The sequence below is a fragment of the Wolbachia endosymbiont (group B) of Dolichovespula media genome (assembly GCF_947179505.1).
Taxonomy (GTDB): domain Bacteria; phylum Pseudomonadota; class Alphaproteobacteria; order Rickettsiales; family Anaplasmataceae; genus Wolbachia.
In genome coordinates this window covers 382,076-395,893 of sequence record NZ_CAMXBR010000003.1, presented here as the reverse complement: position 1 = coordinate 395,893, position 13,818 = coordinate 382,076, and the positions used below count along the sequence as shown (strand labels likewise).

Below are 13,818 nucleotides of genomic sequence, written 5' to 3'. Positions count from 1 at the left end.
GTACAAGAAGCCTATTGACTTTAAGCACATTTTACCCTATACAATTTTAATATCTTAAACTTCCAAACATGCCAGATCTAAAGACAATGATGCTAAACTTTGGCCCTCAGCACCCAGCTGCACATGGGGTGCTACGTCTTGTTTTAGAAATGGATGGTGAAGTGATCGAGAGGGCAGATCCCCACATTGGACTTTTGCATCGCGGCACTGAGAAGTTAATAGAACATAAAACGTATCTTCAAGCTCTGCCTTATTTTGACCGCCTTGATTATGTGTCACCAATGTCACAAGAGCATGCATATTCGTTATGTGTAGAAAAATTATTGCAGTGCGAAGTTCCGATTAGGGCAAAATATTTGCGTGTTCTATTTTGTGAGCTGACAAGAATACTAAATCATTTACTAAATATCTCTTCCCAAGCACTTGATGTTGGGGCGATGACTCCTCTTTTATGGCTCTTTGAAGAGAGAGAAAAAATACTCGAGTTCTATGAAAGGGCCTCAGGTGCAAGATTTCACGCAGCTTATATAAGGCCAGGTGGACTTGCAGCAGATATCCCAGAAGGTTTGATTGAAGATATTGCAAAATTTATAGAGCAATTTCCAAGGTATATAGATGATGTTGATGAGCTTCTAACAGAAAATAGGATATGGAAGCAACGCACTGTAGGAATTAGTGAAATATCAATAAAACAGGCGCTTGATTGGGGCTTTACTGGACCAATGCTCCGTGCTGCTGGACTTGCTTGGGACTTGCGAAAAAGCCAGCCATATGAGATATATGATCAGTTAGATTTTGATATACCAATCGGTCAAAATGGTGACTGTTATGACCGTTATTTAGTAAGAATGGCGGAGATTAGGCAATCTATCAGCTTGGTGAAGCAATGCATAGAGAAGATACCTGAAGGGCCAATAAAAACTGAAGATAGAAAAATTTCTCCACCGCCAAGAGCGGAAATGAAAGAATCCATGGAAGCTATGATTCATCATTTTAAGCTTTATTCAGAAGGATATCACGTGCCAGAGGGTGAGGCTTACGTAGCTGTTGAAGCGCCAAAAGGTGAGTTTGGAGTATATATAGTTTCAGATGGTACCAATAGACCTTATAGATGTCGAATAAGAGCACCTGGCTTTGCGCATTTACAGGCCTTAGATTTCATGGCAAAAGGACACATGCTTGCTGACATTGCAGCAATTATCGGTTCACTCGACATAGTCTTTGGTGAGATTGATAGGTAATTATTGTAAAATAGTAACTTAACTAATGGTTAAGACATCTTCTATCATAAATTGTATAAATTCATTGCCATTCCAGTAATTCATAGAGATTTTACCCAAAATGGCTTTAACATTACCCTGCATAATAGCAGAGCCAAGCTCAGTATTTGCACAGCTAAACGCAATAGCTTTGACCATAACATTATCGTCAGCAATAAAACATTTTATATGGTCAACTCCTATAACTTCCGGCTTTCTTATCTTTGCTCCTTGAATGATGAATCTCGGTTCAGGATTGCCAACACCAAATGGCTCTAAGCGTTGCAATTGATTCCAAAGGGATAAGTTTATTGCTTTAGCTGTTACTATGCCATCGGCTTTTATGATTTTGTCATTTGTAGAGTTTGCAAATCTTTCAGTAAAAAAATCATGTAGATCACTTATTTTATCTTCTTCAATCGAAAATCCTGCTGCCATACTGTGACCACCACCTTCAATGATTAGGTTGGTAAATTTTGCAGAAAGAACCGCAGCACCAATATCTACTCCAGAAATTGACCTACAGCTTGCTTTTCCTATTCCATTGTTTAAAGATATCACTATCGTTGGTAAGTGAAACTGCTCTTTTAGTCTTGATGCAATGATACCAATTATTCCCTGGTGCCAATTACCACTTACCATTATAAAATTTACACCTAAGTGGGCAAAATTTTCCGCTTGTGTTGTAGCTTCCAAAATAGCCTCATTTTCTAGCATTTTTCTTGCATTATTCAAATCTATTAGTTTTAGCGCGATTGAATGCGCCTTTTTTTCATCATCAGTGGAAAGCAACCTTGCACCGAGCGATGCTTCTCCAATTCTTCCTCCGGCATTTATACATGGCCCAATACTAAACCCTAATCGTGAAACACTTGGTTTTTCAAGGATTCCCAAAGCGTCAAACAAAACACGTAAGCCAACATTTTTTCTTGCTGACATAACTTTTAATCCTTGTAAAACAAAAGCCCTATTTAGGCCTGTAATCTGCATAACATCGCAAACAGTTCCAAGAGCAACCAAATCCAGTAGATCAAATAAATCTGGTTCTTTTTTGTTGGTAAAAAATCCTTGCTCACGTAGGCTTCTGTTAAGAGCAACAATTAGCAGAAATGACACTCCAACTGCTGCTAAGTTATTATAAGGAGAGCTCTCATCAAGGCGGTTGGGATTAACAACTGCTACAGCACTTGGTAATTTTTCTATACCAAGGTGATGATCGATAACTATAATATCAAGTCCAAAAATCCTTGCCTCTTCTATTGGTTGATATGCAAGCGTACCGCAATCAACAGAAATACATAAATCAATACCATTCTTTTTAAGTTGTAATAAAGCATCTGTGTTCAATCCATAGCCCTCATCAACACGATCTGGAATATAGATTATAGAGTGTGTCCCAATCGCTCTTAGGTATCTATTAATCAATGCTGATGACGTTGCACCATCAACATCGTAATCACCAAATATTGCAATATTCTCATTATTGTTTATTGCTTTTATTATGCGAGAAACAGCTTTATCCATATCAAGGAGGTGAAAGGGATCTGGTAATAGCGATCTGATTAGTGGGTGTAAGAAGTCATGTGCATTTTCTATGTTAACACCACGAGCAACTAATATTCTTGCTAATATTTCTGGCAACTCAAATCTCTGTATAAGAGTAAAAATCTCCCTTTGATCTGCTTCTTGTAACTTCCACAGTGCATTTGTTATGCTGCGTTTTTCAATATCAAGTAGCATGCTCTTTATAAATAAAACTACTTTACCAGAACTTTTAAGCTTGTTCTATAATTGTGTTAGACTTCTGTATAACCTAAAGAAGGATATAAGAGAGTGTCACTCGAAAGGAATCACATTTATTTTGACAAAGAGCATCTGTAAAATCTAATACTTCTTCTTGCATAACATGCTCTTTAATTAGTATTATATCTATATTGGCATATAAGTGTGAACATTATATTAATGTAATTACTTTTTAAGTATGCATCGCAAATTTATGCCTGGAAACAGTTTTTGGTTACTCAAACCTTTTCTACCTTTATTTCATATTCTTTAAAGTATTTTTTGCACTTTCTTTATAAAAACCATAGGTACCAATCGGTTTTTAGCTTAAGAATAAAGGTCAAGTATCTGGAATTCTGGACATAAAATCCCCCTGAAAGATTAGAAAAAAAATACAGCGCACATACTACAGTATACACTGAAGAAGATACGCTACACTTTTTATTGAGAAATTGACTGAAAAGCCTGCAGACAGAGATAGATTTTTGAGCTCTTAAAATACCTCTACTGTTAGGGTAAGGAAAGCGAGAAGGTTTGTCAAGCAATCTTTATTGGCTGTTGTACTAGAATTCAGTTTTTCGTATAATTTGCTAGAATTTGTGTGAAGAATTTTAAATATGAAAGGCCTATACATTAAAACTTACGGCTGTCAGATGAACGTTTATGACTCCATTTTAATGGAGAATATAGTTAAGCCTCTAGGATTCAACGTTGTTAGTGATGTAGAACAAGCTGATTTGGTGATATTGAATACTTGTCATATTAGAGAAAAGGCAGCAGAAAAGCTTTATTCAGAGCTTGGAAGAATTCATTCGTCAAGAAAAGAAAGGACCATAGTAGTGGCTGGATGTGTAGCGCAAGCAGAAGGGGAAGAGGTATTCAAAAGAGCTCCTTTTGTTGATATTGTTGTTGGTCCACAGAGTATCGCTGCTTTACCGGAATTGATAGTCAAAGCAAGTAGAAGTAAAGGTCATATAATAAATACTGACTTTCTTGAAGTTGCAAAGTTTGATAAATTGCCGGATGAATGTTATGGCAATAGCCAGGGGTCTTCTGCGTTTCTTGCCATACAAGAAGGTTGTGATAAATTTTGTACGTTTTGTGTGGTGCCTTACACTCGCGGGGCTGAGTATTCACGACCAGTAAATGAAATATTCCGTGAAATATTGAAGTTAGTTGCAAATGGGGCAAGGGAAATCAATTTGCTCGGTCAAAATGTTAATGCTTATCATGGAGAGTGCGAAGAAGAGGTCTGGGATTTAGGAAAATTAATTAGTCACATTGCTAAAATTGAAAACCTAGAAAGAATCCGCTACACAACTTCTCATCCAAGAGATATGCACGAATCTCTCTACTTGGTGCATGCGGAAGAGCCAAAACTCATGCCGTTTGTTCACCTACCTGTGCAGTCAGGTTCGAATAAAATATTGCATGCAATGAACAGGAAACACACTGCAGAGGAGTATTTGGAAATAATAGACAGATTTCGCAAATTGAAACCTGAAATCGAATTTTCTTCTGATTTTATTGTTGGTTTTCCTGGAGAAACTGAAAAAGATTTTGAGGAAACTATGAAGTTAGTAGAAAAAGTAAAGTACGCTCAGGCTTATAGTTTTAAATATAGCCCAAGGCCAGGAACGCCAGGGGCGGAAAGAAAAGATCAAGTACCAGAAGAGGTTAAAACAGAGCGTCTTCTTCGGTTACAGGAATTAATTAGCAAGCAACAACTTGAATTTAATCAGAGTATGATAGGAAAAACTATTCCTGTTCTATTCAGTGATAAAAAAGGTAAACACCAAAATCAAATTATTGGTAAAAGCCCATACATGCAATCAGTATGCGTTGATGATCATGACGATAAATACAAAGATAAAATAGTAAATGTAAGGATATTGGAAGCTCGGCAAAATAGTTTGTTGGGATGCGCTGCCTAATTAGAGAAAAGTGCTCCCATGGTCTCATGTAGAAGTACTTTGTGTGTTTTATAAGTTTATAAGCTATCTAGATTTAATCCTTAAAGGACTACAGCTCTCTGTTACGCAATCATATGAGACTTGATATAATAGATTCGCGGGATTTTTTTTCTTTTCCCACTGATAGCGTATTCTCTCAATCTCTCCAGAATTGTTGTATTCATAAGAAAGCGATTTCCAAATAAAGCTACTTTTACTATTATTTTTGTTAGCATCATGAAATTTATGATAAGGCCAACTTCTATTGTCTTTATTCATCTTCAACCTCAATAAATAAGTCTAATGAATTAATATGTTGTATAATGATGTCAATACCTATCTATGTTTATAGAAACAGAGTTTTTGAATTTGTAATTTTCCAGAAAGCTCTATATTCTTTGATTTTATCCAGTTAAAATGAATATGAAGTATTATCCTGATACAAGCAGCAGTCCTGATTTTTCATTGCTAGAAAAGGAAATCATAAAATTTTGGCAGGAAAATAAAATTTTTGAGCAGTCAGTCAAGAAACGTTCCAAGGGTCATTGTTTTGTATTTTATGATGGGCCTCCGTTTGCAAATGGACTTCCGCATTACGGACACTTGCTTACTGGTTTTATAAAAGATGCATTTGCAAGATATCAAACTATGCTGCAAAAAAGGGTTGAACGTAGATTTGGTTGGGATTGCCATGGCTTACCAGCTGAGATGGGTGCAGAAAAGGAACTTGGAATATCTGGTAGAACTGAGATAGAGAAGTTTGGCATTGAAAAATTCAATAATCATTGCCGTACTTCTGTGATGAAATTTTCATCAGAATGGGAGAAGTATGTAAATAGACAAGCAAGATGGGTAGATTTTCACAATGACTATAAGACTATGGATAAGTCATTCATGGAGTCGGTCATGTGGGCATTTAAGCAGCTTTATGATAAAGGTCTGGTGTATGAATCAATACGCGTTGTTCCCTATAGCTGGGCGTGCGAAACTCCACTCTCTAATTTTGAAACAAGACTAGATAATGCTTATAGAGAAAAAGCTAGCAAGGCTGTAACTGTTGCGTTTGAACTTTTAGAAAACCCAAAGCAATTTAAACAAAAATGTAAGTTGCTTGCTTGGACTACAACCCCTTGGACGTTGCCAAGCAACCTCGCACTGGCAGTAGGGGAGGATATTGAGTATTGTATGGTGTTAGTAAATGGTGAAGTTTGCATCTTTGCTGAAAGTTATTTAGAGAAATTTGTCAGCCACTGTGAACAAAGCAATATTCAATATGAAAACTGTAATATAAAACTTAAAGCAAGTGATCTTGCAGGTCTTCCTTATAGACCACTGTTTGATTACTTTAAAGATACAAAGAATGCGTTCCGTGTTTTCATTGCTGATTATGTTACAGCAGAAGATGGTACTGGTGTTGTGCACACTGCTCCTGGATTTGGTGAAGAAGATTTTTACCTTTGCCAAAGCCATGATATTCGAGCTGTTTGTCCAGTTGATAACGCTGGAAAATTTACTACTGAAGTTTCAGATTTGGCAGGAGTTCATGTTTTTGATGCCAATGATACAGTAATCAAGAAATTAAAAAGGCAGGGGAGCTGGTTTAAAACTGAGCAATATATTCACAATTATCCACACTGCTGGAGAACTGACACTCCTTTAATCTACCGCACTATGCCTTCTTGGTATGTTGCTGTGACAAAATTTAAGGGAAGAATGACAGAGCTAAATAAGAGAGTTAATTGGATGCCAAATCATATAAGAGATGGTCAATTTGGAAAATGGCTTGAAGGAGCGCACGACTGGTCTATTTCACGCAATCGATTCTGGGGTACTCCAATTCCTGTGTGGAAATCAGACGATGCAAAATATCCAAGAGTGGATGTGTATGGCTCAATAGCAGAACTAGAGCGAGACTTTAATGTTAAGATAGATGACTTGCACAGACCGTTTATCGATACTTTGACGAGACCAAATCCTGATGATCCAACAGGAAAATCAGTTATGCGTCGTGTGCCTGATGTGTTTGATTGTTGGTTTGAGTCTGGCTCGATGCCGTTCGCGCAAGTTCACTATCCGTTTGAAAATAAAGAATGGTTCGAGAAAAATTTCCCTGCGGATTTTATCACTGAATATATAGCACAAACAAGAGGATGGTTCTATACGCTTTTTGTGCTTTCCACTGCTTTATTTGACAGTGAGCCATTTAAGAACTGCATATGCCACGGTGTGGTTCTTGATGTGAAAGGGCAGAAATTATCCAAACGTCTGAATAATTATGCGGACCCAATGGAAGTGTTTGACAAATATGGTTCTGATGCGCTGCGTTTTCTTATGCTGTCTGGTTCCATTGTCTGCGGTGGTAATTTACTACTCGACAAAGAAGGAAATTTAGTGCGTGATGTTCTGAAAAACGTAATAAAACCTATTTGGAACAGTTATCACTTTTTTACTATGTATGCAAATGCAGATGGAATTAAAGCTGAGATTTGTAGGGATTATCAGAATACTATTGATTGCTACATGATTTCAAAATGTTTTGAAGCTGTGGAAGGTATGCGAGCTTCTATGAACAACTATAACTCTCAGGAAGCTTGCAAAATCTTGACAGATTTTTTTGAAGTGCTAAATAATTGGTATATTCGTCGCAGTCGCGAGCGTTTTTGGAAAAGTGACTTAGATCAAGATAAAACCGACGCTTATAATGTTCTGTACACAGTTTTTTATTACATACTACGGGCTGCAGCTCCTTTGTTGCCACTTATAACAGAGACTATATGGCAGGGGCTGAAGTATAAAGAAACATCTGTTCATTTGGCTGATTTTCCACAATTAGATAGATATAATAGTGAACTCATTGCCAATATGGATTTGGTAAGGGAAATATGTAATGCTGCACTCTCTATTAGAAACATGTTTAACATACGTATAAGGCAGCCACTTGGTAGCATGACTATTTATCATAAGTCTTCCTGCAATTTTCTTGAAGATGAATATCAAGAGATAGTAAGAGATGAGGTGAATGTAAAAGAACTAGAAATAGTAAGTGAATTGAAAGAGGTTGCATCACTAGAGTTAAAATTAAATTTTCCTGTGCTTGGAAGAAAAGTTCCAGACAAAATCAAGAAACTAGTTCAATACGTTAAGGAAGGAAAGTGGAAGCAAGTTGAGAATGAGCAAATATTTCTGGGGGATGAAACAGAGAGCTATACTATGGAAAAAGGTGAATATGAACTATTATTAAAAGCAAACAGTGAATATTCTGCTGTGTTTGATAATAACAAAGGAGTTGTTATTCTAAATACTGAATTAAATAATGAACTAATTCTAGAAGGGCTGGCAAGAGATATTGTGAGGCTTATTCAAGAAACTAGAAAACAGGCTGATTTTTATATATCAGATAGAATCAGAGTAATAATCAAAGCAGAAGATGAGAAAGTTAAAGAGGCAATAAACAGGTGGGATGAGTATATAAAAGAGCAGACCCTTGCCTTATCTTTGGACACTAATAAAGAGATCGAGGCCGATTTCTATTCTAAGGAATACCAAGGTTTGACAGTTGGTATTAAGTTAATAAAGTTGCAAAGTTAGTAATGTTTATGCTATACTTAAATTACTTTAAGTAGGGTGGTGATATGAATCAAGTTGTTGCAGATGGTCATAGAGAAGTTATTGATTTAAATAACAACAGTGATGGTTCAGGTGAAGTAAAATCTACTTCCGATGTTACTTCGGAAGAAGAAGAGGAGTTTTTTGATGCTATGGAAGATGTTTCTAATGTAGAAGAAGGGAATGATTTAGGTCTTGCTAATTCAGAAGAGGAAGAAGAGTTTTTTGATGCTGTAAGTAAGCAGGATTGGTTAATTAAACAAATAGCTGCTTTTAATGTTCCACTCAGTATATTTCATTATAAAGATTATAATTCTGAGTTTTTTACTTCCTGGTATAATATGTCAAGTGAAATATTTAAGGAAATAAACAGAGCTTGTCCAGAGAAGAAAGTATTAAATTTAGCTCTGTCAGTTTTAATGCTTCCTTATATTGCTTTTACTGCGCTGGGATTGGTCATATACAATAGATTGAGAATAAACAGTAAGACACAAGAAGGTGTAGGAGAAGATAAGACACAAAAGAGTGAGGCAAGTGTACCAAAAAGACTGGCATATGGCGTTCTTGCTGCAATAGCAATTTTTGTTAATGTGGCTGTGCTAACAGCCTTAGTTATTCCTGCAACAGTTGCTTTGGCTACTTTTTATCTTTTAAATAGAGATTTACCTCACTCTTTAGTTACTGCTCTTAAAATAACTATGGGGCAGTATTCTAATAAGCACCAAAATATAGAGGTATCTTTTCATGAAATGGAGGTTTCTGAGTCAAGCATTGCATATGATATGAAAATAAAGTTTCCACCGCAATTTAAACAATTACTTAGAGATTTATGCGATAATGAAAATAATCAGTGGTTTAGTGTAACGCGGGATTCAGAGCGCAATATCGTACTGAAATTGTCAACTAACATCAATTTAAAAAATGGTCTTAAGCCCTTACATAGTGAAATCAAGAATGTGCTTGCAACTTCGATTCAAGAATGCGCAAGAACTATGGAAGAGCTGATGAAGCTAAAAAAGAAAGATATTACACATGATAAACTGAAGGAATTATTGAGTGAATTCAGGCTGAAAGTGGTGAGTAGCATAGATTCTAAGTTGACAACTCACTTAATAGAAAATGCTTATCAAGTTGCTTTTATACAAGCAATTAAGTTTCAGCAAAATAGACGGGGAGAAGATTTTTCACTGGAGGATGAGCTAAAAAATACTTTAGTGAAACAGAAATTAGAAAGTCAAGGTAAGGAATTACCAAATGAGAAAGAGATGATAATAAAAGATCTGAGAGAAGCAGGAGCAAAAGTACCAGATATCTTAGAAGATAGTGAATTTCCTGTATTTAAAGCAGAATGGGAACGGCTTAAAGAAGAAGGGAAAATAGCTAAGAGGACAATCATTGATGTTTATAAAGAGAAGTATCATGAAGAAACAGGAACAGCCCTAAATAGTGCTAAAAAAGAGATTGAGAATTTAAGAAAGGTAGGGCATGAAAGGTATCAAAGTGTACGTCAAGAATTAGAAAAAATGTATGATGATAAAGAGGGAAATAACTCAATAAATGATTATTTAAAAAGGAAATCAGAGGATCTTTTTAAGTTCGAGTATAATGATCAAGAAGTTGAGCAAAAGCTAATAAAATCAGTAATGAAAAAAGCAAAGAGTGAGTTAGATCGATTAGTCATGCTTAGCTTAATAGATCAGTTTCAAAGTTTAGAAAAGAAGATAAAACATCCTTCTAGCAAGAAAAGTTTAAAAGAAGCTTTAGATGAAGTGAATGATTTTATAGCAAAGATGTATTTAGAAATAACGAAACGTAAAACGCAAGATTTGTTTAAAAGTCAAGCAAAGGGTATAGAGAATTCATGTAAGCTGTTAGAGGAAAAGGAGCCGGATTTAGTACAGAGGATTAATGTGCACCGAGTGAAAATTGCAGAATGCTTAGATCAACCTATATCGTTAAGAGAAGTAATAGAAGAAAGTGAGGATTTAAATAAGTACTTAGAAGATGAGCGAAAGAGAAAAGGAGAAAAGCATCCAAGTACAAAATTAATAGAGAAGCACTTGCAAAATAACCAAGAAATTCTAAAAGCATTAAAACAGTTAGAATTAGAAAAAGAAGGATTGTTGATAAATAAAAAAACAAAAAATGATTATAGAGAAGAACTAGAATCTCGTGAAAAAATAAAATTTGCAATAATAGAAGATGCTTTACTGAAAGCATTCGAGCATGAAACTTTTGATGAAGAAGCAATTAAGAAGTTATTAGAAGAAGCGGAACTTGAGTACTACTTGGCAGAAAAGTGCATAAAAACTCCTATTATTAAAATAAAAAATAATATCAAACACTTTTGTCAAGATTTATTGTCTCCTCTAGTAGATAGATTAGCAAATCTTATAATAAATAATGTACCAAAAGATAATGAGAGTGGTTTGTGGAGGATTTGGAACTCTCTCAAAGTTGGTTTTAATTATAATGTGATTGGATGGTCAGCTACTGTAAACAAAGATAATAGCACAGAAGGGAAAGCATTGAGTGTGGCACATGATACTCATAAGGAAGTAGAGACATTTCTTCAACATTTTCAATCAAGTTATGAAGAAATTGAAGTTTTTTTAGGTAATTTATTTTCTGATGATGGAACGACATTTAAAAATGATGTCTGGCCTAAAGTAGAAGAGCATTTGCATGGAATGTGGGATAGGTTTTTCAAGGATATTGGATTCAAGATAGAAAATAAATTGGATGAAGTAAACGTGACACAGCAAAATCAGGAAACGGCGATTACGGCTTAATAATGAGCTCTCAAAGTTCCTTCAGTATTTTTACACACTAAGTTGACTATCATATTTGATTCTTTTTGGATTTCCTCTTCAGTTAAAGTGTGAGTTGGAGAGCAGAAAGTAACTGAAAATGCTATAGACATCTTATTCGATTCTATATTGTTTCCATGATATACATCAAATATCAAAACTTCTGTGATGAGCTCTGAGCTTTTTTTCACCATATTGATTATACTACCTGCTTCTATATCTTTATTTACAATAAACGCAAAATCGCGTTTTACACTTTGATATTTATAATTGATAAATTTTTTTCTACTTATAGGTAAATTTTCGATATTTTCTAATATCAACTCAAAGCCTACAATTTTTTGTTTGATGTTAAAAAAATCCAATATACTCGGATGCAATTCTCCAAAATAACCAACTATTTTACTTCTAAAAGATAAGGAGCCTGATTTTCCTGGGTGATAATATTCTTTTTCTGCTCTCTTTATTGCTAAATTATCACAATTGATATTAAAAAGTTCCAAAGCTGTTATGAGGTCAGCCTTTGCGTCAAAAACATCTATTTTCCTGTCAGTGTTATAATGGTTTCGTGGTAGATTATTTCCTGACCTGATTCCGCTTAAAACATACTTAGACTGAGCTTCATCATTATAAATTGGCCCAATTTCAAAAATTGCACAATCAGGTGTACCATGGGCAGTATTATCTGCAGTAACTTTTAACAAATTTGGTATGATGCTTGGTCTCATTATGTTAAAGTCATTATTAAATGGGTTGTCGATAATAAATAATTTATTCAAGTAACCAAACTTTTCAGCTATTGATTCACTCATAAAAGACCAAGTTATCACTTCATGAAACCCTCTGCTTGTCATTAAAATGCGTAAATCATCTTGTGTCTCTTCTTCTACTGTAACGTCTTCTGCTAGTTGCTCTTCCTTTATTTTATCATAGCCGTATATTCTTACTGCCTCTTCAACTAAGTCAGCAGGTATGGTTACGTCCGGTCTCCAGCTTGGTACTTGTATATTCCAATTACCTTCGGTTTTTTTATCGATACTAAACCCTAGCTTTGTTAAAATATCGAATACCTCATTAGGTGATGCAGATACACTTCTAAGTTTGTTTGCATTCTGATAATCAAAATTTATCTTGGTATCAGCCTTATTCAAATTGCCAGCAGACACTATGCTTGACACTTCTCCGCCACATAAATCTAAAATCATCTGGGCTGCAAGATTGAGTCCATCAAGGGTAAAACTAGGGTCAACTGAACGTGCAAACCTGTAACTTGAGTCTGTGGAGATGCCTAGTTGCCTTGAAGATTTAGTGATAGAGATAGGATCAAACCAAGTAGACTCTAAAAAAATATCAGTAGTCTCAAGAGTGCATTCACTGTACTTACTACCTATAATTCCAGCAATTGCATGAACATTTTTATCATCAGAAATAACACTTATGTCTTTATTTAATGAGTATTCTTTATCATTTAAACCAATAAATTTTTCTCCATCGTTTGCTTTACGTACTGTGAGCTCTCCTTCTATTTTTTTTGCATTATATGCATGCATTGGGCGATTAAAGGATATCATGATGTAATTAGTAATATCAACTATTGCAGAAATGGAGCGCATTCCTATAGATTCCAATTTATCTTTTATCCATTTTGGGCTCTCTCTATTTTTTACATTGGTGATGTATATTCCACTAATAAAGCTCTCCCCGTCGGTAACTTTGACGTTTACTGGTGAATTTATAGAGCAGGTAAGTTGTGGAATGATTAAAGTCTTTAACGTTCCAATTCCAGTTGCTGCTAGATCACGTGCTATTCCATAAACACCTAGGCAATCTCCACGATTTGGAGTGACATTTATATCAATTACAGGATCGCAATTAAAAAATTTATCCCCTACTTTATAATCGTCAGAAAGCTCAATTATTCCTTCACTTTCATTTTGAGTCAACGCAAGTTCGAAAGCAGAGCAGAGCATCCCTTCACTTAGCACTCCTCTTATTTTTTTAGGCTTAATTGTAAAGTTGCTTTCTGGCAATGTGCTACCAAGAGGTGCAAGTACAGTCTTCATGCCTTCTTTAACATTTTTTACTCCGCAGACTATCTGCAGAACTTTACTTCCATCATTTACTTTACATAATTTTAATTTATCAGCATTTGGATGAGGTGTGACTTCTAATACTTTTGCAATAACAAACTCGGCCAATTTGGTATTGTTGACCACATCTTCTACTTCCAATCCTATGTGAGTTAGCTTATCAGTAATTTCTTCTAAACTGGCATTGGTTTCTAAGTACTCTAATAACCAAGATAATGTGAATTTCATCTATCTAACAAGAAACAAAAATTTATTGTAATGTAAAATGTGATGCTTTTAAAGTTTGTTGTAGTGGAATACCTCTACATCACGAGCAGTG

At 35.2% G+C, this 13,818-nt stretch carries 7 protein-coding genes; 4 read left to right on the top strand and 3 right to left on the bottom strand.

The genetic code is table 11. The annotated features are described in order from the left end of the window. The first annotated feature begins 68 nt into the window (after window positions 1-68). On the top strand, window positions 69-1,241 hold the full coding sequence (locus OM967_RS04420; protein WP_211908599.1) for an NADH-quinone oxidoreductase subunit D: 1,173 nt from the start codon (window positions 69-71) through the stop codon (window positions 1,239-1,241). 18 nt (window positions 1,242-1,259) lie between these two features. On the opposite strand, the gene recJ is transcribed toward OM967_RS04420, so the two are convergent. Beyond that, window positions 1,260-2,999, bottom strand: a complete 1,740-nt coding sequence (gene recJ / locus OM967_RS04415; protein WP_264337688.1) for a single-stranded-DNA-specific exonuclease RecJ — start codon at window positions 2,997-2,999, stop codon at window positions 1,260-1,262. A 659-nt stretch (window positions 3,000-3,658) separates the two neighbouring features. Between recJ and miaB the strand changes: the two genes are divergently transcribed. Then, complete coding sequence (gene miaB, locus OM967_RS04410; RefSeq protein WP_264337687.1) at window positions 3,659-4,975, top strand: tRNA (N6-isopentenyl adenosine(37)-C2)-methylthiotransferase MiaB; 1,317 nt, start codon at window positions 3,659-3,661, stop codon at window positions 4,973-4,975. Between the two features lie 63 nt (window positions 4,976-5,038). Here miaB and OM967_RS04405 read toward each other — a convergent pair whose 3' ends face one another. Next, window positions 5,039-5,272: a hypothetical protein gene (locus OM967_RS04405; RefSeq protein WP_246433244.1), complete on the bottom strand. Its 234-nt coding sequence runs from the start codon at window positions 5,270-5,272 to the stop codon at window positions 5,039-5,041. A 138-nt stretch (window positions 5,273-5,410) separates the two neighbouring features. Here OM967_RS04405 and ileS point away from each other — a divergent pair, with 138 nt between their 5' ends. Both ileS and OM967_RS04395 read left to right on the top strand, forming a co-directional pair. After that, window positions 5,411-8,581, top strand: a complete 3,171-nt coding sequence (ileS, locus tag OM967_RS04400) for an isoleucine--tRNA ligase (protein WP_264337686.1) — start codon at window positions 5,411-5,413, stop codon at window positions 8,579-8,581. 44 nt (window positions 8,582-8,625) lie between these two features. Beyond that, window positions 8,626-11,391, top strand: coding sequence for a coiled-coil domain-containing protein (locus OM967_RS04395; protein WP_264337685.1), 2,766 nt, complete (start codon window positions 8,626-8,628; stop codon window positions 11,389-11,391). Here OM967_RS04395 and pheT read toward each other — a convergent pair. Then, window positions 11,388-13,727, bottom strand: coding sequence for a phenylalanine--tRNA ligase subunit beta (gene pheT, locus OM967_RS04390; RefSeq protein ID WP_264337684.1), 2,340 nt, complete (start codon window positions 13,725-13,727; stop codon window positions 11,388-11,390). The genes OM967_RS04395 and pheT overlap by 4 nt on opposite strands. Window positions 13,728-13,818 lie beyond the last annotated feature (91 nt).